The following is a 21,673-nucleotide window of genomic DNA, read 5'->3' on the forward strand; positions in this document are numbered from 1 at the left end:
ATAAAGGGTATGCTACTTAACCATCGGCAAATTTAGACCATAGTCTTTGGCTGTTTTGATCGCCAGCTCATAGCCTGCATCGGCATGACGCATAACCCCTGAGCCGCAATCGTTGACAAGTACTCGTGCCAAGCGTTTGGCAGCGGCATCAGTGCCATCTGCGACAATGACCATACCTGAGTGCTGCGAGTAGCCCATGCCAACGCCGCCGCCATGATGTAGTGATACCCAAGTGGCACCGCCTGCGACATTGAGCATACCATTCAATAATGCCCAGTCAGATACCGCATCTGAGCCATCTTTCATGCTTTCAGTTTCGCGGTTTGGGCTGGCAACAGAACCCGTATCCAAGTGGTCACGACCGATGACAATAGGGCCTTTTAGCTCGCCGTTTTTGACCATTTCATTAAAGGCTAAACCTGCTTTGTCACGCTCACCCAATCCTAACCAGCAGATACGGGCAGGCAAACCCTGAAACTGAATGCGCTCTTTTGCCATATCTAACCAGCGATGGATATGGGTGTTTTCAGGGAACAGCTCTTTGATTTTTTGATCGGTCTTATAGATATCTTCTGGATCACCTGACAGCGCCACCCAGCGGAAGGGGCCTTTGCCTTGGCAGAACAGCGGACGAATATAAGCGGGGACAAAACCTGGGAAATTAAAAGCGTCTTTAACGCCTTCATCAAAAGCCACCTGACGGATATTATTACCATAATCGGTCGTTGGAATGTCCATCGCTTGTAAATCTAGCATCGCCTGTACGTGTACGGCACAAGACTGAGCGGCGGCTTTGGTTAATGCTGCATGTTGCTCTGAATCTTCTTGCGCAGCTTTCCATGCTTCCACTGTCCAGCCACTTGGTAGATAGCCATTGATCAAGTCATGCGCTGAGGTTTGATCGGTCACTAGATCAGGCTTCATACCGCCAGCATTGGCGCGCTTGACCATCTCTGGCAAGATATCTGCTGCATTACCAAGTAGGGCAATAGAGACCGCTTCACCCGCGTCGGTATGCTGTTTGATGAGCTCATAAGCATGGTCTAAGTCATCAGCTTGCTTATCGACATAACCAGTACGCAAGCGGAAATCGATACTAGATTGCTGACACTCGATGTTCAGTGAGGTTGCACCTGCAAAAGTCGCGGCTAATGGCTGCGCACCGCCCATGCCGCCAAGACCCGCGGTCAAAATCCAACGTCCTGCCCAGCTACCGTCATAATGCTGACGACCTGCTTCTACAAAGGTCTCATATGTACCTTGCACGATGCCTTGCGTGCCAATATAGATCCAGCTACCAGCTGTCATTTGACCATACATCATCAAGTCTTTGCGATCGAGCTCGTTAAAGTGCTCCCACGTGGCCCAGCGTGGTACAAGGTTAGAGTTGGCAATCAATACGCGCGGTGCGTTTTCATGTGTCTGAAACACGCCAACTGGTTTGCCTGACTGTACCAATAAGGTCTCATCGTCTTCTAACACTTTTAGCGACTCTAGAATTTGATCATAGCTTTCCCAGTTGCGGGCTGCGCGTCCAATACCACCGTACACCACTAGGCTTTTAGGGTTTTCGGCCACATCAGGATGCAGATTGTTTTGCAGCATGCGATAGGGCGCTTCGGTCAGCCAGCTTTTGCAATGTAGGGTACTGCCAGTGGGCGCGGCGATTTCGCGGCTCTCATCACGGCGAGTAGGTTTTTTGCTATTGCTATCAGTAGTCATGGTCAAATCCTTGTGAAATATTTTAAGGTGCTAGAGCAATGAAAATAAGTGGTTTACGCTCAGTCTATAAATACACTTGGCTAATTGCTATATGAGCTGGGTTATTGATACTGTCGTAAAGTTGTATATACAAATTATCAAAGATTATTTTTTCATGCAAGTACTTTTTATTTGTGAGGCAATTATTTTTGTTATTGATCTGAAAAATATGTTGTGTAGGTAGGTTCCGATTGAGAATTGCGCTGCAGTCTCATGATATTATGTCGACATTATTAGGATTAAAGACAACAGTGAAAGATGGCCATGACAAAGACGATTCCGGCGTATCAACGCATAAAAAACGCTATATTAGACAATATACACTCGGGTAAATGGCAAGCAGGTAACGCGATTTCGACAGAAATGGCACTGGCTGAGGAGTTTGGGGTGTCGCGCATGACGGTGAACCGCGCGCTAAAAGAGCTGAGCGAGGAGCGGGTACTAGAGCGTCGGCAGGGGTCAGGGACGTTTGTCGCACAGCAGCAGTTTAATCATACGTTTGTCGAGGTGCGCAACATCGCTGAGGATTTAAAATCTGCCAATCGTGATTATGAGGCAAAGGTGGTGAGTAAGCGTGCTATTACGGCTGATATGCTAGACGATGCGATGCGTGATAAGTTTGATATTGCCGTACCAAATGGTCGTGAGGGCAAGGTGCTCAATGAAACACCAGCACTAGAAATACCGGTACTATATGAGGTCAAAATCATCCATTTTGCTGACGGCCAGCCCATACAGTTTGAAGAGCGTTGGGTTGATGCCAATAAAGTACCAAAATTTATTGAGCAAGATTTTAGCGTCGTCAATACCAGTGATTACTTAATTGCTAAGAGTCCACTAGAGCGCGGCAGTTATACTATTCAAGCATTGGCTGCTCCTGATGACATTGCTGATTTTTTACAAATTGCCTCGCAGTCACCAACACTGGTATTGTGCCGCCAAACCTACTCGGCAGGTCAAGTAGTCACCTTTGTGAAGATGTGGCATGCGGGTGAACGCTATCAGTTTTCAGGCGATTTATGATGGTCACCTTACGTATGCCCACTGATTTTTTACATTTTCTTGTCTAAAGTCAGGGGCTATATCGATAAGCTGATATTTATTGAACAGCAATAACATCTGAATATGCTTTGAAATTTAAAAAATAATAGAGAAACAGTATTGAAAAATACATCATTTGCCCTCAAAACTTGCAGCCACAAGAAAATACAATAAATTTACCGAGCAATGAGAAGCGTGACACATAAACCACGCGTATATTTCAGCGATTTTAGTTTGTTACTAGCCTCTACTTGCTGTATGTTGAGTATTTATTCATCTATTCGCGGAAGGAAACCCCATGAAACGTCGCAATCTATTAGCCCTAGCTGCCAGCACTATGTTGCTTGCTGCCTGCGGTCAATCTACTACCAACGAAGCTGATACCAGTGCGACTGACAGTACCGCAACGGGCGGTTCTGATTTGCTACAACGTATCAACAATGGTGGTACCATCAACGTTGGTACAGAGGGTACTTATCCTCCGTTCACGTACCATGATGAGAGCGGAAAACTAACGGGTTATGATGTTGAAGTAACGCGTGCAGTAGCAGATAAACTAGGCGTAGACGTCGAGTTCAAAGAAACCCAATGGGATGCTATGCTGGCAGGTTTGGATTCAGGACGCTTCGATATGGTGGCTAACCAAGTTAGTTTGACCACGCCTGAGCGCAAAGCAAAGTATGATAAAGCCAGTCCTTATAGCTGGTCAGGTGCGGTAGTTCTAGCACCGACTGATGACGACCGTTATAGCTCGTGGGAAAGTTTAAAAGGGTTGCGTACGGCTCAATCATTAAGTAGTAACTATGGCGAGATGGCAGAGAAGTATGAAACAGAAATCGTCCCTGTCGATGGCATGGCGCAGGCCATTCAGTTGGTCAAACAAGATCGTGCTGACTTTACCATGAATGACAATCTAGCAGTATTGGACTACCTCAAAAAATTCCCAGATTCAAACATGGAGATTAAACTGACGGCTCCTGCTAGTGAGCTACGTGGCTCAGGTTTGGTATTGATCAAAGGCGATGACGCAGTCGTGGAAAAACTAAATGATGCGATGGAAGCGTTGGCCGCTGATGGTACCTTGACCAAGCTTAGCGAAGAGTTCTTTGGTGCTGATATAAGTCAGAAAAAGTAATGTCAGTGTCTATCATACCGGCGTCTGTCATGTCAGCCTCATGGTTAGCAGATTTTTTGGCAGCACTGCCATTTATGAGTGCTGATCGGGCACAGATTGTCATCTCATCGTTTTGGCCAATGCTCAAAGGTGGTATCTACTATTCGATACCACTGGCGTTGATCTCATTTACGATTGGTATAGTCATTGCACTGACAGTGGCGCTGATTCGTATCGTGCCGCGTACTGGTGTGTTCCATGAGGTTATCTATAGACTGGCTCGTATCTATGTGTCTGCGATTCGTGGTACACCGATGTTGGTTCAGCTATTTATTATTTTCTATGGTCTACCAAGTGTCGGAGTAAAGCTCGATCCTTTTCCGTCAGCAATTATTGCTTTTTCGCTAAATATCGGCGCTTATGCATCAGAGACGGTGCGTGCCTCGATTTTATCGATACCAAAAGGGCAATGGGAAGCAGGATCGACGGTTGGTCTGACGTATCTGCAAACCTTTCGTCACGTTATTTTGCCACAAGCGCTTCGGGTATCTGTTCCACCGTTATCCAATACGTTTATCAGTTTGGTAAAAGACACCTCTTTGGCATCATTGGTACTCGTCACTGAGCTGTTTAAACAAGCGCAAATCATTACGGCACGCAACTATGAGTTTATGCTGGTTTATACTGAAGCGGCGATTATTTATTGGGGTATCTGTTTGTTCTTGACCTTTATTCAAGGCAAACTTGAAACCCGACTGGATCGCTACGTGGCAAAATAATTGATGGCTAATAAACGATTATTAATAAGTGCTTGTTAGTAAGTAATGATGGATTAGCCATCAGTCATACAAGCGATTCAGAATAAACAGTCGCAAATAAAGATCAGTACAACAGGAATTTTTATGATCAAAGTCACTAATATTCATAAAGCTTTTGGTGGCAATCAGGTGCTAAAAGGCATCGACTTGACGATCAATAAAGGCAAAGTGATCGTAATATTAGGACCTTCAGGGTCAGGTAAGACGACATTTTTACGTTGTTTAAATGCGCTGGAGATTCCTGATCAAGGTGTGATTGCTTTTGATGACAATAGCTTGAGCGTCGACTTTGCTACTAAGCCTAAGAAAAAAACCTTATTGGCTCTGCAGCGCAAATCAGGCATGGTTTTTCAGTCTTATAATTTATTTCCACATAAGACAGCTATCGAAAACCTAATGCTTGGACCGACAGTGGTTCAAGGTCAAACCAAAGCGCAAGCCCGTGAACAGGCTTTAGTTTTACTAGAGAAAGTGGGTCTGTCAGACAAAGCGGATCTCTATCCGTTTCAGCTATCTGGTGGTCAGCAGCAGCGTATCGGTATTGCTCGTGCGCTGGCTATTGAGCCATCATTACTGTTGTTCGATGAGCCAACCTCGGCGCTTGATCCAGAGCTGGTGCAAGATGTCCTTGAGACGATGAAGCAATTGGCATCGGAAGGCTGGACCATGGTTGTGGTAACTCACGAAGTCAACTTTGCCCGTGATGTCGCAGACCATGTGGTATTAATCGAAGATGGTCATGTGGTCGAAGAAGGCAGCGCTGAGCAGATGTTTGAGCTATCAACGCATCCACGTACGCAGGCGTTTTTACAGCGTATCGAGAAGCAATAAAGCTAAAAAGTGAGCTTCTATTGTCAAAGTGAAGCTCTGAGTAATATGAAGCCTTAAGCAATATACCGCCCTGAGCAATATACAGACTTAAACAATAAAAAGCCCCAATCATGTTGTCATGGTTGGGGCTTTTTTTATAAACATATCAAGAGTTTTGTCCATTACAACAGAGTTTTATACCTTTTGCCGTTTTTTTAGCCAACGTGGTACGCGAGTGGCAGTACCGTTCAGCATGGCATTAAATAAAGCGGCTAGTAGAATTAATACCACACCCACATATTGAATCAATGACAATGATTGATGTAGCAATATGGTCGCAAGAGCAATGGCTGTCAACGGCTCAAAAATCGTAAATACGGATGCGCGAGAGGCAGGCAGCTTTTCTAATGCTTTCATATACAGCGCAAATGGTACGACAGTTCCTAGTAAAGACAGCCCTAAGACATAGCCCCAAGTCGGTAGTGGTAGGCTTAGTAGCTGCTCATAAGTACGATAAGTCTCTGGTAATAATAGCAACACACCAGCACTGATAATAATCGAGGTAAAAAACACTAACGGGGCAGGGTGAGCATTATGCATCGCTCGTTTGCCCAGCACGCCATATAATGAGTAGCACATTCCTGACAATAGCCCCAAGACAATACCCCAGTTGACCTGTGCTTGCTCACCTAACATCGTCAATCCAACGCCAAACACTGCCATTAGAGCCAGTAGGGCTGATTGACGAGTAATAGATTCATTGAGCAAAAGCGTCGAAAATAACAAGCTAAAAACGGGTGCAGTATAGAGCAGTGCGACAGCGGGGCCTGCACCGACGTAGATAACGGCAAAGAAATAACATAACGACATGCCAAGCACGCCTATCAAAGACTGAAATGCCAATCCAATCCATTGCTTGGGTCGCAGTTTAATTAAATGCGGCCATAGTTTTGGTAGCATGACGAGCACAAGCAGCGCAGCGGTTACGATGCGTAAAATAGTTGTCTGCCATCCACTAAAGCCAATTTGATTAAGGTAAGTAGAAAATATTCCTAATGTACCCCAGCAAACAGCAGCTGTGATGATTTGAATGATGCCTATCCATGACTTTGATGATGGGATTGCTTTATCCATGTTCGCCCTATTGTTTTCTTATTATTATCTGAATGATACAACCTTGTGTAAGATTGCCCGCTGTTCAAATGTGCTAAGCAATACTGAACAAACAAAAGACAGCCTATAATTAGACTGTCTTTTGTTTGAGTTTATCATGAAAATATTACTGAGTCGCTCGGAAATGCTATGGCGTGTGAAAATACAAAGCAGGCATTAATGACGAGTATAGTCGGAATAAGGCATCGAACTGATAAGATTTAGGTAGGGCTAATCAATCCACAAAAACCATGCTTGTTCTCGGGTGTTGTTTTGCTGAATAAAGCACACTTTCTCTGCTTGGGTTCTTGGCTGATGTGATGCGTTTGCACCGCAGTCTTTTGAACGCTGTTTAATCCATTGTTTTTGTTTTTGTTTTTGTTTTTGTTCTTGTTTCAAGTCGGCTGCCATTTCTTCACCATATAGCCGACTGACTTCTTGTCGTATGTCATGATAGCTACCGTTTATTTCTTGATCAGACGTTTCGTAGATACCATCAATTAGCCCAGCTTGTGACGCTAACGGTAAATAAGTGGTATTTTCTTTGTAGGAGAAATTATGGCCATCACTGGTACTGTTGCTGCCAATATATATTTCATGGTTTGATGGATCGATAAATCCGTTAAAGTCTTTACCCTCAAAGACATAACCCTGAAACCTACAAGGAGTCACACCATCTTTACACACACTGTGCTTGGTTTTGGCTGCATAAAGCTTGACAGAATAAGGCGTATTATTGAGATAAGGCGTATTATCGAGTTTCTTGCCTACCTGTTTTGTTTGCAAGAGTCGCCCTAAATCAGGAGCAACTAGTAGCATATTGTCGCAAGTTACGCTCCCTTCTTCGCAATCCCTATAGAGGTTTAAACGTTGACCCTGAATGTCCATCCCCAATATAAAGTTTGCCTCAATAGGTGCCACTGCCGAGCTGAAAGAAGCCACTATCATCAGACTAGCAAACACCGTCATACGTGTGAATGAGCGCTTTATATTAGGTGATGTGACAAACATAGCGAATTTATACCTGTTTTATATTTGCATTAAAAAATTAGTGAGCAAACGCTTGGCACCTTCAGTCGCGAATGATTCTGGATGAAACTGCACACCTTGAATTGGATAGTCTTTGTGTTGTAAGCCCATGATTTCATCGCCTGCTAGTGCTGATTTGGCTAGGCTATGCTCACTATGTTGCTCATTATCAACGACGGCGGTGACAGTTAAGCAATCTGGCAGTGTCTTGGCTTTCACCATCAATGAGTGATAGCGCATGATTTCAATGGCTTGTGGTAATCCTTGATAGACACCCGCACCATCGTGACGAATCGCTGAGACTTTGCCATGCATCGGTACATTGGCACGTATCACATCACCGCCAAACACATGAGCGATGCCTTGCATGCCTAAGCACACACCTAGTATTGGCGTCGTCTTACCCATGACTTTGATGACCTCAGCACAAATACCGAAGTAGGCAGGATCATCAGGTGCGCCAGGGCCTGGTGATATAATGATACGGTCAAGATTCATCGCTTGCACGTCAGCCAGTGTAATTTCATTGTTGCGTTTAACGATGACGTTTGCTTCTTCATCACCGTCCATGGTTTGTAAAATCTCCCCAATATATTGGTAAAGATTAAAAGTAAACGAGTCGTAGTTATCGATAATTAAAACATTCATGGGTCATAAACTCTTTAATAAAATATGGTCAGTGTGCGAATTACGGCTGGTATGAATTACAGCAGTTGCAAACTACAGCGACATAAAGCTGTCTAATACGACTTTCATCGCTGACAGTTTGCGTTGAATCTCTAAGTATTCATCGGCTGGATTGGAGTCATATACATTGCCGCCACAGGTTTGGGCATAAGCCGATTCACCATTCATAAACAAGCTGCGAATAGGAATGGCAAAGATACAATCGCCATTGAAATTGAATGAACCGAGCGCGCCGCCATAAGCACCGCGACCATCTGGCTCTAACTCATTAATGACTTTAATGGCTTCAACCTTTGGTGCCCCAGACAATGTGCCTGCGGGGAAGTTACTGGCAAGGGCGCTAAACATGTCTTCGTTGGGATGTAAAATTCCGACAATCTCAGACGATATATGCTGCACGTGCGAGAAGCGTTTGATGTCCATTAGGTTACGTACCTTTACTGTGCCAAATCGTGCTACACGACCAATATCATTACGATGCAAGTCGACCAGCATGTTATGTTCGGCAATCTCTTTTTCGTCGTTAAGCAGTGCGCGGGCAAGCTTACGGTCTTCGATCACATCGACGCCGCGCTTGGCAGTGCCGGCAAGCGGGTAGGTTTCCATTTCACCTTGACGCAAGCGAAACAATAATTCGGGTGAAGCGCCGATGATGCACTGCTGGTCAAACTTCATAAAGTACATGTGCGGTGATGGGTTGACGCTACGCAGCTTTTCATAAATGGGCATCTTGTCACCAGCGATACGATATTTAGACTTAAACCCTACCTCGCACTGAAAGATACGTCCGGCAATAATATCTTCTTTGACCTGCATTACCGCTTTCGCATGTTCCTCTTGGCTCATGCCGTCACCTAAAAACTCAACCGTTGGATTTTCACAACTTGGAGTAGGTGTATCAAGTAACGCTTTGATGTGCTCGATACGGTTTTCTTGCTGATCGGTCGGATAATAAAAATAGAAAATTTCGCCCGTCATCTTGTCGAGCGTTAATCCATCTAAATATACGCCAAACTTAAACGGTTCAAAATCGTCGCTAGACTTTGCAGTGAGGCTGGGCTCAAAAAAATTCACACTGTCATAGCCTAGATAGCCGACCAAACCACCGCTCTGGTCACGAGCGATAACGTGTTGCGGGGTAATCTCACGCAATAGTTGATATGGGTTTTCGGTTTGGTAGTGGTTTGTTTCAGCAGTTTTGTTATCGGTGATGGCAAGGGTGTTGCGATCGATGGCAGCGATGGTCATGACTGGATTGAACCCAATGGCATGATGACGTGAGATATGGCTGTCTTCACCTAAAGATTCGAGTAGGTAGCAGGTATCAAAAGTGCTTTCTATACGTTTGAATAACGCAAAAAAGTCAATATCTTGAGTGAGCTTAATACGCTGTGGTTTGCTAGGAATATCAATCGCCGTAGGTTGGCCGTGCAGTAGTGTAGGAAAGGTCATAACAAAGTCCGGAATAGTTCAAATATGTATTAGAGCGTGTCATCAATTAGCACATTAATACATTTAATGGTCTTAAAATGGCTAAATTTTGCTAAACATCGTCAGAAATTTTGTCAATATATTCATATTAACGGCAATTTCTTCCTTGTTTATCTACAATTTTTCTTATTTTAAGCCTGATAATCTAATTGATGAGACGCCCTAGCTAAAAATAAAAAGAATGTTGAGAGTATTGTGTCAGGTATAGTGAATTGACTGTATTAAGTGTCTTGTCTAAGTGTCGCTAGTAGCGCACTGATATCATGACTTTGTATGGCTTTAGCACCGCGAGAGACAGTGGCGATACCGACGCCTAACTGTTCAGAGATTTCACGTTGAGTGATGCCACGATCTAAAGCATCAAAAATACGAATACGGTTGGCAATCTCAAGCTGCTCTTTATCCGTCAGTAGGGCACGGAATAGTTCTGCCATATCATCGCTGTCACTACAATTCGCTAAATGCTTCAGTAAACTTGAATAGGGATCAGTACTCATAGTATTTAATCTTCATAAAAGGGTAGATGGCTGTCTTGCTGATTTTAGCCTTAATCTTGTTTCAGTATTCTAGTATAATAGTACATGAAAAACAAGGCAGCTCATAGAAAGTTTTTTGTTTAGCGATTTTTTGCTTACCGGTAATGCACCCTAATCTGCAACAAATGAAAAAACCAGCTAATGGCTATTAGCTAGTCTTGCTATCACCTATTATTAGGGCATGTCCTCAATTCAATCGATAGTTATCTAAATGGGTTAAAAATGGCTAAATCTTGCCAAACGGCGTCAAATAGCTGACTAATATCTCGATATTATCTGCGCTATTTTCCTTGTTTGACTGCAATTTATCTAATTTTTATCACCATTTTTAAAATGAGGACACACCCTAGTACTGTCTGAAACTATTCCGAAGCCAGATCAACTTGCACTTGCCAATCCTCTATATCGAGCTCATAGCAATTCTGACCTTCACCATTGATACGATCAATGACCAAAAAATCAGAGTCGCGCCCAAGTGCGAGTAGTGGATGATGCCAGACATTGGCATCATACTGTACGCCTTGATGCGATTTGGCATAAAACACCGTCAAATCCTCAGCAGATTTTGGTGGCTCTCCTGCAGGTGCAACGACCACGATATAGTCCTGAGCATTCATCGAAAAAAATGCCTGCGTACCAAATGGATGATATTCCATCACGGATAATACGATAGGGAAATCACGTTTTTTGGCACGGAAGATACTCATGCCCACGTTACCACCATCGAGCTTAGCTTCAGCGATGGCGTGATGACGACACGCATAGCCTTTATTGATATGGTAGCTGTTTTCAGGCGTTTGCTGATCCTTGTCATAGGGTTCGATAACGGTGCCGTAGGGTGCAAAACCAGCTTTGGTTAAAGGTTTTGCAACGATTGTAGTCTTCATAAGAGTACTCATGACTTTGCCTTATAATCTCGTGTATCTCTTTTACTTGGTATTTTTTTACTTAGCATCGACTATATTCTAGACGGCTTATCGTTCTGGGCGAATAAATGGCATATGTCTATTCACGTCTTTATAGAGTAGATATCTAAATGGACCAGGTCCACCAGCGTAACAAGATTGTGGGCAAAATGCGCGTAACCACATAAAATCACCTGCCTCTACTTCGACCCATTCACCGTTTAAGTGATAGACGGCTTTACCTTCTAGTACATACAGACCATGCTCCATCACATGCGTTTCATCAAATGGGATCACGCCACCAGGCTGGAACGTGACGATATTTACATGCATGTCGTGACGCATATCAGATTGCTCGGTAAATCGAGTGGTTGCCCATACGCCACCTGTGTCTGGCATCTCAATAGCATCGACATCGTGATCGCTTGTGACAAAAGGCTCAGGTGCATCAATACCATCTACAAACTGATACGCTTTGCGAATCCAATGAAACTTAACGTGCTTATCGCTATTATTTTTCACCGTCCATTTACATGCTGGCGGTAAGAAGGCATAGCCACCAGCTTCCAGGTGATGCGCTTCGCCTTCAATGGTAATATCCATTTCACCTTCAACGACAAACAATACGGCTTCGGCTTTCATGTCTAGTTCAGGCTTATCAGAGCCGCCATTTGGTGCTACTTCCACGATGTATTGTGAGAAGGTTTCTGAAAAGCCAGATAAAGGACGGGCAATCACCCACATGCGCATACCTTCCCAAAATGGCAGATAGCTAATTACAATGTCGGTTAATACACGTTTGGGAATAATGGCATAAGCTTCGGTAAAGATAGCACGATCGGATAGTAGTTGTGTTTGCGGAGGTAATCCGCCAGTTGGCGCGTAATAAGTACTTTTTGTTGACATTTTTTCATGTTCCTTGGTGACTTTGTGCGACGATAATGATTGTGTGTCGCGATAATAATGGTGTGCTGCGATAAATGGTTGTCTGAGCGTATGGTTACAGCCAGTTTTCGGTGTTGTCGGCAGTGGCTGGATGGTTTTTATACCAGTGTTTGGCAATCTCGTCACGGCGGCATATCCACACATCAGGCTTGCTAGTGATGTATTGCAAAAACTTTTTGAGAGCAGTAATACGACCAGCACGACCAATGATACGACAATGCAAACCGATCGTTAGCATTTTGGGCGTATGTTCGCCTTCTTTATATAGCGTGTCAAAGCTGTCTTTTAAGTACTGATAAAAAGGCTCAGCGTTGGTAAATCCTGGACTAGAAGCAAAACGCATGTCATTGGTTTCTAGCGTATAAGGAATAACTAAATGCGGCTTACGTGCGATTTTGTTACCGTCTTCTACCTTGACATTGAGCCAGTAGGGTAGCTCATCAGCATAAGAGTCGGAATCATAAATATAGCCACCTTGTTCTGCAACTAACTCACGAGTATTGGGGCTATCACGACCAGTATACCAACCGAGTGGCTGGCCACCAGTCATGCTTTTGAATATCTCAGTTGCACGGCGTACATGCTCGCGCTCAGTTTCGCGATACATATATTGATAGGTGATCCAGCGCAGACCATGACTGGCGATTTCATGCCCGTCTTCTAATACGCGCTCGATAATATGCGGAGTTTTCTCAGCCGCCGCTGCACAAGTAAAGGTAGTAATGGGTAAACCGTATTCTTTAAAGGTATCCAATACTCGCCAAACGCCGACACGGCTACCGTATTCAAATGCTGACTCGATCGACTGATGGCGATTGTTAAATTCTGGCGTACCCAATACATCAGATAAAAAGCGCTCAGATTGACCATCACCATGAATGACACTGTTCTCTGCACCTTCTTCGATATTTAGGACGAATTGCACAGCGATTTTGGCGCCGCCTGGCCAGTTGGCTTTTGGCGGGTTTCCACCATAGCCTTTTAAGTCACGAGGGTAAGCATCTTGATCAAAGTTACTGGTGATTTTCTGAGTCATGTTTGATATTCCTTTGTTTCAATTGAGATGTTTTTTTACCTAAAGTCTGATGCTTGATTAGGTTTTATGGCGTCGGATTGCATCAGCAGCCAATAAGCGATACCGCCCAATATGGCACCTAGTAAGAAACCATAACCCTCAAGCTTTGTTAATGCAGGCACTAATACGGTAGCGATAGAAAAGATAGCACCAACCGCAAAAGCAATTAAGCCACGAATATTCCAACCTTTATAGTAGTAATAAGCCCCATCTGGTTGATCGGAAAATAGATCATTGATATTAATATGTTGACGTTTGATTAAGTAGTAATCGACAACTAATATACCAAAAAAGGGTGCAATGACTGCGCCAACAACATTTACAAAGCCAACGATGCCGATTTTACTGATAAATGATAACCATAGTGCGCCAACGAAAAAGGCAATCACTGCGGTAATTAAGCCACCTTTACGAAAGCTAATATGTTTGGGGAATAAGTTCGCCAAATCATAAGCGGGTGGTATAAAGTTTGCGACCATATTGATCCCCACAGTCGCTGCAAAGAAGGTCAAGGCTGCAACAATCGTTAGTGGGAGTGCGTCAACTCGTTCTACAATCTCTGCAGGGTTGGTCAATGCTTCGCCAAATAAGACCAAAGTACCTGCGGTAATGACTAGGGCAATGAATGAGAAAAACATCATATTAATAGGTAGACCAACTAAGTTACCTAAGCGCATTTCTTTTTCACTGCGTAAAAATCGTGAGAAGTCGCCGAAGTTAATCACAACGGCTGCAAAATAAGCCACCATGGTGCCCACAATCGCGGTAAATGCCTGAAAGGAGGTACCCGTATAGTCGCTGCCACTAGCAAAAATGGAGTTAATAGCTGGTAATAACTCTGAGCCTGACTGATACCAGACAACACCCATCAAGATAACCATCACCACATAAACGAGCGGACCTGCCCAGTTTAAAAAGTGTTTTATAGGCTCAACACCTGCCCAAAAAAGCATGATTTGAAACACCCAAACGATGACAAAGGCGATCCACGCTGTACTATTGAGGCCTAAAAAAGTTGCATCTGAACTACCCATCATAATAGTCAATAAGATAGCAACCGCAGTGGAGGCAAAATAGGTCTGAACCCCGTACCAAAAAATACCGATAATGGCTCGTAATATCGCCGGAAGATTCGCTCCATTGATACCCATGCTAGCACGTATGAGCACTGGAAAAGGAATGCCATATTTGACGCTGGGTTTGCCTGTCAAATTGACCATCAGCATGACGATGAATCCTGAGCAGATAATCGCCGCCATGACCCACCAACCATTCAAACCATAGCTTAAGAATAGTGATGCAGCAAGCGTATAGCCAAAAAGACTTTGAATATCATTTGACCAGACGTTAAATATCGAAAACCATCCCCAACTACGCTGTTCAGGCTGTAGTGGGGCAAGATCGTCATTGTATAATCTTGAGTTTTTGCGTTCTGGATTGAATGTGGTGCAATCATAGAGCGCGCTGTTGGATTGATTGTGGAGCTGACTTTCTTGCTTATTTGCAGTGGACATCCTTTTCTCCTTTCAGATTGGAATCAATCGAAACCAATATTGTTAACACTTAACAATCTTTATTGTTAACACTTTAAGGATGTCTAGTTCATTGGTCAAGGTAATTGTTTACTTATCTGAGTGAAAGTGCTCATTTATAACCCCGAGGTATAAGCTACAAGCTGCTGGCGCTCTTCATCAGTCAACTGAGTGAGATTGCCCAATGGCATATAGCCAGTTTGTACTGCGGTGATGATTTTTGCTTTGTGAATCTTCATGTCTGTAGGCGTTTGCAAGATAATACCCGCTGGTGGTGCGGCAAATCCTTGTTGGGTTGGTTGTGCAGCATGGCAAGTGCTACAGCGCGTATGTACGACATTCATCATGGCATCGTCAGCTGAGGCTGTCACTGGTACCGCTGCAGCCGTAGTAGTAGTAGCTGTATCATCGGTGATAGCTGTAGAACTTGTATTTGTGGCTACATCGCTTGCTATGTCACTGTCAGTTGCTGGAGGCTCCGTATCGGGCGTTACAGGTACGGCAGCGACTGAGGCCGTGACTGAGGCATTGGCAGCAGGTAGCGGCTCAATCGGTTCAGGACGCATCCAAATAATTAATAAAACCGTCAGTACAGCAGGGATGACCAAGTAGCGCGGCTTATGATTGTCCAAATGCTTTTGGTTAAAATAATGACGTACAATCGCAGTGATGATACTGACATAAACCAACACCAACCAACCGTGAGCATGAGAATACATCATCGGATAGTGGTTGCTAATCATAATAAAGATAAGCGGTAACGTAAAATAGTTGTTCATCAATGAGCGGTTTTTTGCTTGTAGCGCCAAGGCCGCCACTTCTTTACCGGGTTTTTCACCACGCCTCACGCAATCGACTAGCGCTCGTTGAGCTGGCATGATGCCAAAGAAGACATTCCCTGCCATGACCGTACCTAAAATGGCACCGATATGGATAAACGAGGCACGGTCACTGAATAACTGATAAGAACCCCAGCAAGCGATGATTAGTAGGATAAAAATAATGCTGCTAAAAATGAGTGAGTTTTTGCCCAAATGACTGCGGACAATCACTTCATAGATAAAGTAGCTGCCGAATAAAAACAATAAGCTGGTCGATATAGCACCTACGCTGCTGCCAAAAGCTACCTTGCTTGGATCAATCAGATAAGCGGTTGCATTGGCATAGTAGACGATAGATAACATCGCCATACCAGTCAACCAAGTGGTATAGGCTTCCCATTTAAACCAATGCAGCGTTTTGGGCATCTGTTCAGGTTCAAGTTTGTATTTGGCAATTTCATAAAAACCGCCACCATGTACCGCCCATAGGTCACCAGAAATGCCTTTATCCTTTTTCCACTGTGGTGGTTTACGTAGGCTGAGGTCTAACCAAACAAAATAAAACGAAGCCCCAATCCATGCTACGCCAGCGATGACGTGGAACCAGCGGAAAAATAAATTTAACCAATCAAGATAATAAGCGCCCATGCGGCAGGTGTCCTTTTTTACAAATTTTTGTCGTCAGCTTTTTTTCAATGTGCTTTCGTTTCGTGTACTATTTGCTTTCATTATGAACTTGTATAATGATGTGCCTGAATGAGATAGCAGGTAACTATGAGTCACAAAAGCTATGAGTCACGAAAGCTATGAATCACGAAAGCTATGAGCCGCGATAGGTGCTATAACCGTGTGCGCTAAGCAATAACGGAATATGATAGTGATTGTCATCGCGTACCATAAAATCGATAATGACTTGCGGATAAAATGCGGTGAGCTGCTGCGCATCAAAGTAAGACTGGGTATCAAAAGTCAGCGTATAGCGACCATGACTCAAATCAGATGCGTTATTCTCAAGTGTTGAGTCAAACTGCCAGCTGTCAGTAGCTACGCGACCATCGGCATTGGTAATAGCGCTTGCCAATAGGGTGGCGTCACCGCTATCGTTAATACGGTGCAGGGTTACGGCGACATCGGCAGCAGGCTTGCCCAGATGGGTATCTAAAATATGTGATGATAGAGTGGCTGACATAATAACTCCATTTATATATGTGTGGCAGGTGAGGTTTACGCGTCGCTCAGCAGTTTCTGTAAACGTAAACGCGTGATTTTATTTTGTTCGGTAGCGGCATTAACCAGTTCAGTTTCGCGATTGTTTGGTAGCCTTGCTAACAGTAAGTCCAGCATTTGCTGTGCACTTTTACCTGTGGCAAACACAATAAAGATAAAGCCAAATTTATTGAGATAGTCTTGATTTCCTTGTGCTAAGGCTGCAATTACACTATCTTCAGCGTCATTGGCACCTGATTGCTCATGTGCGGCACTGTCTTGCGTGTTACGATATTTCTCTTTTAACGAATCGACATTGCCAATTTGTGGGTGGCCATCAAATGCTTGCAGTAGATTAGTCTCATCGGTTTGAGCTTGTAGCCAAGCTTCATCGCTTTGAGTCAGTAGTGTTTGTATATCACCGAAAGGACGTTTATTTACTAAACTCTGAGCCCACTGAGTACTGGTGCAGCAAGTCAATAAATATGACGTGGCTTCAGCTGGCGAGAGTTTATTAAATTGCTGTAAAGACAGTTTCACAGTCATCTCCTATTCATGTAAAAGCAACGGACTAAAAGGTGGGCGGCAGGGATGGATAATGTTAAGCTCAGATTACGATATACAAAAATATATAATAAAGTAATGTTATATAAAATAATAAGTGGGTTAATATAAGCTATTTTGCTTAAACCTGACTATTTGGTCAACTACTTTATAAAGAAATTTTATTTAGGTGGCTCATATTTCATAAAGATTCGTATTTGAATCTGGTTGTTTATTGGCATATAGCCAACCGTTATAACAACAATAGGTATTACCAACATGGATCAAGAAACTGATATCAATACACAAGAAGCGTCTGACGCGAAAACACAGAAAAATCAGCAGGGCATTCGTGCGCAAAACCAAGCGGTTATCTTGGCAGCAGCAGAAGAAGAGTTTGTCTTAAAGGGTTTTGGTGGTGCTACGATGCAAAGTATCGCTGATAGGGCTGGCCTACCAAAAGCTAATATCCATTACTACTTTAAGAATAAAAAAAACCTGTATCAAATTGTGCTGCACGCTATTATTCAAGAGTGGAACGATGGCTTGGTTACCATGACGATCGATAGTGACCCTAAGGTCGTTATCGAAAAATTCGTACGCACCAAATTACGTCAAGCGTTTGCGCATCCAAATCGCCACAAACTGTTTGCTCTAGAAGTTATCGTGGGTGCACCACATTTGCATAGCTTTATGTCGACGACAATGAAAGAATGGGCACTTGATAAAGCAAAAGTCATGAAAGTCTGGCATGAGCAAGGCAAGATTGGTATCACTGATCCGCTACAGTTATTGATTTTGATTTGGGCAACGACGCAACGATATGCTGAATTTGAAACAGAAATCGTTGGTCTGATGGACAAAAATGATTATGACCAGCAGGATGAAGCGCGTGCTGCTGAGTTTTTGGTGCCGTTTATCTTGCGTGGCTGTGGTCTTGAGTAGATGTGTGCAGTCATAAGTGAGCTATTCTCCGCTGTCATCTCATATCAATAAGAGTGTATATTAACCAGAATAAAAAATGGCTTTAACGCTAGTGCTTGATAAATGCGCTAGCGTTCGTTAAACCTATTAATCAAGCTTTGCAGTAGTGCTATTCAAACGCTCCTAAATGATTTAAGAGACTTTTTGTCTAAGTGGCTTTAGACCATCATCCAGATGTTGCTCTGCCGTATCAAACTCAACACCATAGTTTTTGGGTAAAATAATATCAAGAGCAATAGCGACGATACCAGATACGGTCACTGCTGAACCAAAGATATTACGGAAAAACTGCGGCGCTTGAGCAAATACATCAGGTACAAAAGCCACACCCATAGAGAGACCTAACGAGGTCGCAATGATCAATATATTGCGATGGGTAAAGTTGACGGTTGATAAAATACGTATACCTGCTGTTGCTACAGTAGCGAACATCAATAGGGTAACACCGCCAACGACTGGCTTTGGTAGTTGGGTGAAGACAGCACCAAGGACAGGGAATAACCCCATAAAGAATAAGATACCACCTACATAGAACCCTATATAGCGACTAGCAATCCCTGTCATCTGGATGACACCATTATTTTGACTAAACGTCGTGACAGGGAACGTATTAAAAGTCGCCGCAATCAACGAGTTGACACCATCACCTAATACACCACCTTTGATACGCTTTTCGTATATAGGGCCTTTGATTGGTTCGCCTGAAATCATAGATGTGGCTGTCAAATCACCTGATGTTTCGATACTGGTAATGATATACATAAAGGCAATAGGGATAAATGCTTGCCAATCAAAACCAAAACCGAATTTGAAAGGTATCGGCGCAGTAAAGAGAGGGGCTTCTGCGACCAAAGAAAAATCAATGCGACCCATAAAGGTGGCGGCTAGCAAGCCAAGCATTAAACCGATAAAAATAGCACTTGAGCGAATTACTTTATTATTGACGATACTAATCAACACCACACTAACCAGTACACCACCGCCCAGTAATAAGTTTGGCATACTACCAAAATCCTCAGCACCAACCCCGCCTGCTAAATCTGTTAAACCGACTTTGGTTAAGGACAGACCGATAGTCACGATCACACAACCTGTCACGATTGGACTCATTAAAGATTTGAGTTTGGTAATGAATTGACTTAAGAAAATTTCGACGAAAGCACCAAGAAATGAAATGCCAAAGATGACAGAGAGAATCTCCTCTGGACTACCACCACGGTTTTTTACCACAAACCCTGCTGCTAATACTGCGGCTAAGAAGCCAAAACTGGTGCCTTGTAATGCCATCAAACCTGAACCGATTGGCCCAACTTTGCGTGTCTGAATAAAAGTAGCGACCCCTGATACCATCAATGACATGCTAATCAGGTAGGGAATGTGCTCTCCCAAACCTAAGACGCCGCCAATGATTAGTGATGGGGTAATGATACCGACAAACGCGGCCAGTACGTGTTGTATGGCACCCAAAAATGCTTTCCCAGGCGCAGGACGGTCATGTAGTCCATACAGTAAGTCTGGGTTTCCTTGAGTGTGCTCACTCATCTTGGCTTCCTCCTAAAGTGACTTTCAGTCCAAACTCTACGGAGATTATTAAGCAAGGTTATCAATACATAGAATAGAGATGAATGTTGGCACACCTTTAAAACTTCGTATCGCTTATCTATCTCACAAAAAGTCGCACCGATCCTTGTGTGAATACATAAAAGTAGGTAGCTATCTGGTATTTATGAATCTTATAATTAAGTCAAAGTTACAAACCTGACTAATTGGTCAACTATCTTAGGGTATAGTGAAAGAGTTGTTTATTGCAATGTTTTTTTTAGATTGGCATGTTTATTATTTAAATAATGAATATTTAACAAAAGAATAGTGTGTGGGTGATGATACTTGGAAGTCCTTGATAATAAGGGTTTTGAAGGATGTAAGTGAAAAGAAATAAAGATAAATTAAGCGCAAGAATCGTTTTCTAATATAAATTATTTAATGATAATTATTGCTAAATTGTTCGTATTTAGTTAGGATACCTGTCAATAATTAAATGCTAACAATTATCATTAACATTTCTATTTATATATCAAGTTTGGCATCATCAAGCCTTCCTTATTATTTAACACAAACGTAATTATTTAATACAAACGTAGTGATAAAAAATAGTTATGAAAACCGATTATCAACTATTAATAAAAGTAGTTTTCACAAATCAGTAGCCTTCAAAAACAAGTAATTTTCATTCCTAATCATAGAAAAAGCGAGTAAATGCGTTATGCGTGAAGTAAAGTTGTCAAAACTATCTAGTCCATTGACCGTATTATCGATGGGTGTTGCCGCAGTATTGTGGTCGCAGGCGGCGAGTGCAGCTACTGTAGAAGATATGCCAAGTACCACGCTACAGACCATTACAGTGACTGCCAACAGTTCTGTACGTGATGGTATGCAATCGGATTCTATTGACTCAGCTCAGTATATACCTGCAGGGCAAGCGAGTCTTTTAAATGACTTTTTAGACGGTGTGCCAGGCGCTTCAGTAGGCGGTACATCAGCTATGAACCAACGTGTTCGTGTTCGCGGCTTTGATGATACGAATTTAAAAGTGACCGTTGATGGTGCCCGTCAAGAAGGCTATGCGTTCCACCATTCTGGAGATTTGGTCATTGATCCAGACTTATTGAAGCGGTCTGAAGTTTCAGTTGGTAATAACTCAGTCACTTTAGGTAATGATGCGATTGGTGGTGCGGTGGCTTTTGAGACCGTTGATGCAGCAGATTTGCTTGATGTTGATCAAAAGATTGGTGCAAAAATCCATACAGGCTATGGCAGTAATAATGACGAGCTGTTAACCTCAGCGACCGTATTTGCTGCACCGACAGAAAATGTTGATTTATTAGTTTATTATGGCAAACGCTCATCCGACGCAGGTGAAGATGGTGATGGTCGTGATATTCAAACGTCAGACGGTGATACAGAAAGTATTTTGTTAAAAGCAGGTGCTTATTTAGGTAATGATCATCATGTGAGTGGTAGTTTTAGCCGTACAGAAAATGACGGTATGTATCCAGCCCGAGCGGATTTCCCATTGACTGATGAAAATGGCTGGAATCCAGTCATACCTTGGAAACAAAGCCGTGATACCTATACGCTAGAGTATGGCTACAACCCAACCAGTGACTTAGTTGATGTTAAAGCCAATATTTATCAAACTGAAACTTATCTCGATAGAGATAAT

General features: G+C 43.1%; 20 protein-coding genes. 6 read left to right on the forward strand and 14 right to left on the reverse strand.

Features of this window, described 5'->3' with window-relative positions:
* Nucleotides 1–12: 12 nt before the first annotated feature.
* Nucleotides 13–1,722 carry a urocanate hydratase gene (gene hutU / locus ACT3SX_RS01350; protein ID WP_192992109.1) on the reverse strand — a complete coding sequence of 570 codons (1,710 nt, stop codon included), beginning with the start codon at nucleotides 1,720–1,722 and terminating at the stop codon, nucleotides 13–15.
* A gap of 297 nt (nucleotides 1,723–2,019) precedes the next feature.
* Between hutU and ACT3SX_RS01355 the strand changes: the two genes are divergently transcribed.
* The 4 genes from ACT3SX_RS01355 (at nucleotide 2,020) to ACT3SX_RS01370 (ending at nucleotide 5,565) form a co-directional block, all read left to right on the forward strand.
* A complete protein-coding gene (locus tag ACT3SX_RS01355; RefSeq protein ID WP_192518856.1) occupies nucleotides 2,020–2,784 on the forward strand; it encodes a UTRA domain-containing protein in 765 nt (254 codons plus the stop codon).
* A gap of 316 nt (nucleotides 2,785–3,100) precedes the next feature.
* Complete coding sequence (locus ACT3SX_RS01360; RefSeq protein WP_192518855.1) at nucleotides 3,101–3,937, forward strand: amino acid ABC transporter substrate-binding protein; 837 nt, start codon at nucleotides 3,101–3,103, stop codon at nucleotides 3,935–3,937.
* A gap of 29 nt (nucleotides 3,938–3,966) precedes the next feature.
* Nucleotides 3,967–4,695 (forward strand): amino acid ABC transporter permease, encoded by a 729-nt coding sequence (locus tag ACT3SX_RS01365; RefSeq protein WP_442060603.1) that lies wholly within the window; start codon nucleotides 3,967–3,969, stop codon nucleotides 4,693–4,695.
* A gap of 123 nt (nucleotides 4,696–4,818) precedes the next feature.
* Nucleotides 4,819–5,565, forward strand: coding sequence for an amino acid ABC transporter ATP-binding protein (locus ACT3SX_RS01370; protein WP_192518854.1), 747 nt, complete (start codon nucleotides 4,819–4,821; stop codon nucleotides 5,563–5,565).
* A gap of 174 nt (nucleotides 5,566–5,739) precedes the next feature.
* On the opposite strand, the gene ACT3SX_RS01375 is transcribed toward ACT3SX_RS01370, so the two are convergent.
* The 12 genes from ACT3SX_RS01375 to uraD all read right to left on the reverse strand — a co-directional run bounded on the left by ACT3SX_RS01375 (nucleotide 5,740) and on the right by uraD (nucleotide 17,469).
* A complete protein-coding gene (locus ACT3SX_RS01375; RefSeq protein ID WP_192518853.1) occupies nucleotides 5,740–6,678 on the reverse strand; it encodes a DMT family transporter in 939 nt (312 codons plus the stop codon).
* A 249-nt stretch (nucleotides 6,679–6,927) separates the two neighbouring features.
* Entirely contained in the window at nucleotides 6,928–7,707 is a 780-nt protein-coding gene (locus tag ACT3SX_RS01380) for a lysozyme inhibitor LprI family protein (protein ID WP_192518852.1), read from the reverse strand.
* Between the two features lie 18 nt (nucleotides 7,708–7,725).
* The gene (locus ACT3SX_RS01385; RefSeq protein ID WP_192518851.1) at nucleotides 7,726–8,373 is read right to left on the reverse strand and encodes an anthranilate synthase component II; all 648 of its coding nucleotides are present in this window, start codon (nucleotides 8,371–8,373) and stop codon (nucleotides 7,726–7,728) included.
* 72 nt (nucleotides 8,374–8,445) lie between these two features.
* Complete coding sequence (locus tag ACT3SX_RS01390) at nucleotides 8,446–9,864, reverse strand: anthranilate synthase component I family protein (protein WP_192518850.1); 1,419 nt, start codon at nucleotides 9,862–9,864, stop codon at nucleotides 8,446–8,448.
* A gap of 260 nt (nucleotides 9,865–10,124) precedes the next feature.
* On the reverse strand, nucleotides 10,125–10,400 hold the full coding sequence (locus ACT3SX_RS01395) for a Trp family transcriptional regulator (protein ID WP_192518849.1): 276 nt from the start codon (nucleotides 10,398–10,400) through the stop codon (nucleotides 10,125–10,127).
* Nucleotides 10,401–10,801: 401 nt separating this feature from the next.
* Nucleotides 10,802–11,338, reverse strand: a complete 537-nt coding sequence (locus tag ACT3SX_RS01400; RefSeq protein WP_226945097.1) for an ureidoglycolate lyase — start codon at nucleotides 11,336–11,338, stop codon at nucleotides 10,802–10,804.
* A gap of 75 nt (nucleotides 11,339–11,413) precedes the next feature.
* Entirely contained in the window at nucleotides 11,414–12,250 is an 837-nt protein-coding gene (locus ACT3SX_RS01405) for a bifunctional allantoicase/(S)-ureidoglycine aminohydrolase (protein ID WP_192518847.1), read from the reverse strand.
* Between the two features lie 94 nt (nucleotides 12,251–12,344).
* Nucleotides 12,345–13,325: an allantoinase PuuE gene (puuE, locus tag ACT3SX_RS01410; RefSeq protein WP_192518846.1), complete on the reverse strand. Its 981-nt coding sequence runs from the start codon at nucleotides 13,323–13,325 to the stop codon at nucleotides 12,345–12,347.
* A gap of 35 nt (nucleotides 13,326–13,360) precedes the next feature.
* Nucleotides 13,361–14,878 carry an NCS1 family nucleobase:cation symporter-1 gene (locus ACT3SX_RS01415; protein WP_192518845.1) on the reverse strand — a complete coding sequence of 506 codons (1,518 nt, stop codon included), beginning with the start codon at nucleotides 14,876–14,878 and terminating at the stop codon, nucleotides 13,361–13,363.
* A 134-nt stretch (nucleotides 14,879–15,012) separates the two neighbouring features.
* Complete coding sequence (locus ACT3SX_RS01420; RefSeq protein WP_192518844.1) at nucleotides 15,013–16,365, reverse strand: urate hydroxylase PuuD; 1,353 nt, start codon at nucleotides 16,363–16,365, stop codon at nucleotides 15,013–15,015.
* A gap of 172 nt (nucleotides 16,366–16,537) precedes the next feature.
* Complete coding sequence (gene uraH / locus ACT3SX_RS01425; RefSeq protein ID WP_192518843.1) at nucleotides 16,538–16,906, reverse strand: hydroxyisourate hydrolase; 369 nt, start codon at nucleotides 16,904–16,906, stop codon at nucleotides 16,538–16,540.
* 35 nt (nucleotides 16,907–16,941) lie between these two features.
* A complete protein-coding gene (gene uraD / locus ACT3SX_RS01430) occupies nucleotides 16,942–17,469 on the reverse strand; it encodes a 2-oxo-4-hydroxy-4-carboxy-5-ureidoimidazoline decarboxylase (RefSeq protein ID WP_225739113.1) in 528 nt (175 codons plus the stop codon).
* Between the two features lie 276 nt (nucleotides 17,470–17,745).
* On the opposite strand from uraD, the gene ACT3SX_RS01435 reads away from it, so the two are divergent.
* Entirely contained in the window at nucleotides 17,746–18,411 is a 666-nt protein-coding gene (locus tag ACT3SX_RS01435) for a TetR/AcrR family transcriptional regulator (protein ID WP_192518841.1), read from the forward strand.
* A 171-nt stretch (nucleotides 18,412–18,582) separates the two neighbouring features.
* On the opposite strand, the gene ACT3SX_RS01440 is transcribed toward ACT3SX_RS01435, so the two are convergent.
* Nucleotides 18,583–19,992, reverse strand: coding sequence for a uracil-xanthine permease family protein (locus tag ACT3SX_RS01440; RefSeq protein ID WP_442062754.1), 1,410 nt, complete (start codon nucleotides 19,990–19,992; stop codon nucleotides 18,583–18,585).
* A 721-nt stretch (nucleotides 19,993–20,713) separates the two neighbouring features.
* On the opposite strand from ACT3SX_RS01440, the gene ACT3SX_RS01445 reads away from it, so the two are divergent.
* Nucleotides 20,714–21,673: TonB-dependent receptor plug domain-containing protein (locus ACT3SX_RS01445; RefSeq protein ID WP_442069481.1), on the forward strand; the 960-nt coding region annotated here is incomplete at its 3' end.

It is taken from the genome of Psychrobacter sp. AOP31-B2-9 (assembly GCF_052378005.1).
Lineage (GTDB): Bacteria > Pseudomonadota > Gammaproteobacteria > Pseudomonadales > Moraxellaceae > Psychrobacter.

Coding starts and splice junctions, on each gene's coding strand:
- hutU (WP_192992109.1), bottom strand. CDS start 1,722: ATGACTACTGATAGCAATAGCAAAAAACCTACTCGCCGTGATGAGAGC.
- ACT3SX_RS01355 (WP_192518856.1), top strand. CDS start 2,020: ATGGCCATGACAAAGACGATTCCGGCGTATCAACGCATAAAAAACGCT.
- ACT3SX_RS01360 (WP_192518855.1), top strand. CDS start 3,101: ATGAAACGTCGCAATCTATTAGCCCTAGCTGCCAGCACTATGTTGCTT.
- ACT3SX_RS01365 (WP_442060603.1), top strand. CDS start 3,967: ATGTCAGCCTCATGGTTAGCAGATTTTTTGGCAGCACTGCCATTTATG.
- ACT3SX_RS01370 (WP_192518854.1), top strand. CDS start 4,819: ATGATCAAAGTCACTAATATTCATAAAGCTTTTGGTGGCAATCAGGTG.
- ACT3SX_RS01375 (WP_192518853.1), bottom strand. CDS start 6,678: ATGGATAAAGCAATCCCATCATCAAAGTCATGGATAGGCATCATTCAA.
- ACT3SX_RS01380 (WP_192518852.1), bottom strand. CDS start 7,707: ATGTTTGTCACATCACCTAATATAAAGCGCTCATTCACACGTATGACG.
- ACT3SX_RS01385 (WP_192518851.1), bottom strand. CDS start 8,373: ATGAATGTTTTAATTATCGATAACTACGACTCGTTTACTTTTAATCTT.
- ACT3SX_RS01390 (WP_192518850.1), bottom strand. CDS start 9,864: ATGACCTTTCCTACACTACTGCACGGCCAACCTACGGCGATTGATATT.
- ACT3SX_RS01395 (WP_192518849.1), bottom strand. CDS start 10,400: ATGAGTACTGATCCCTATTCAAGTTTACTGAAGCATTTAGCGAATTGT.
- ACT3SX_RS01400 (WP_226945097.1), bottom strand. CDS start 11,338: ATGAGTACTCTTATGAAGACTACAATCGTTGCAAAACCTTTAACCAAA.
- ACT3SX_RS01405 (WP_192518847.1), bottom strand. CDS start 12,250: ATGTCAACAAAAAGTACTTATTACGCGCCAACTGGCGGATTACCTCCG.
- puuE (WP_192518846.1), bottom strand. CDS start 13,325: ATGACTCAGAAAATCACCAGTAACTTTGATCAAGATGCTTACCCTCGT.
- ACT3SX_RS01415 (WP_192518845.1), bottom strand. CDS start 14,878: ATGTCCACTGCAAATAAGCAAGAAAGTCAGCTCCACAATCAATCCAAC.
- ACT3SX_RS01420 (WP_192518844.1), bottom strand. CDS start 16,365: ATGGGCGCTTATTATCTTGATTGGTTAAATTTATTTTTCCGCTGGTTC.
- uraH (WP_192518843.1), bottom strand. CDS start 16,906: ATGTCAGCCACTCTATCATCACATATTTTAGATACCCATCTGGGCAAG.
- uraD (WP_225739113.1), bottom strand. CDS start 17,469: ATGACTGTGAAACTGTCTTTACAGCAATTTAATAAACTCTCGCCAGCT.
- ACT3SX_RS01435 (WP_192518841.1), top strand. CDS start 17,746: ATGGATCAAGAAACTGATATCAATACACAAGAAGCGTCTGACGCGAAA.
- ACT3SX_RS01440 (WP_442062754.1), bottom strand. CDS start 19,992: ATGAGTGAGCACACTCAAGGAAACCCAGACTTACTGTATGGACTACAT.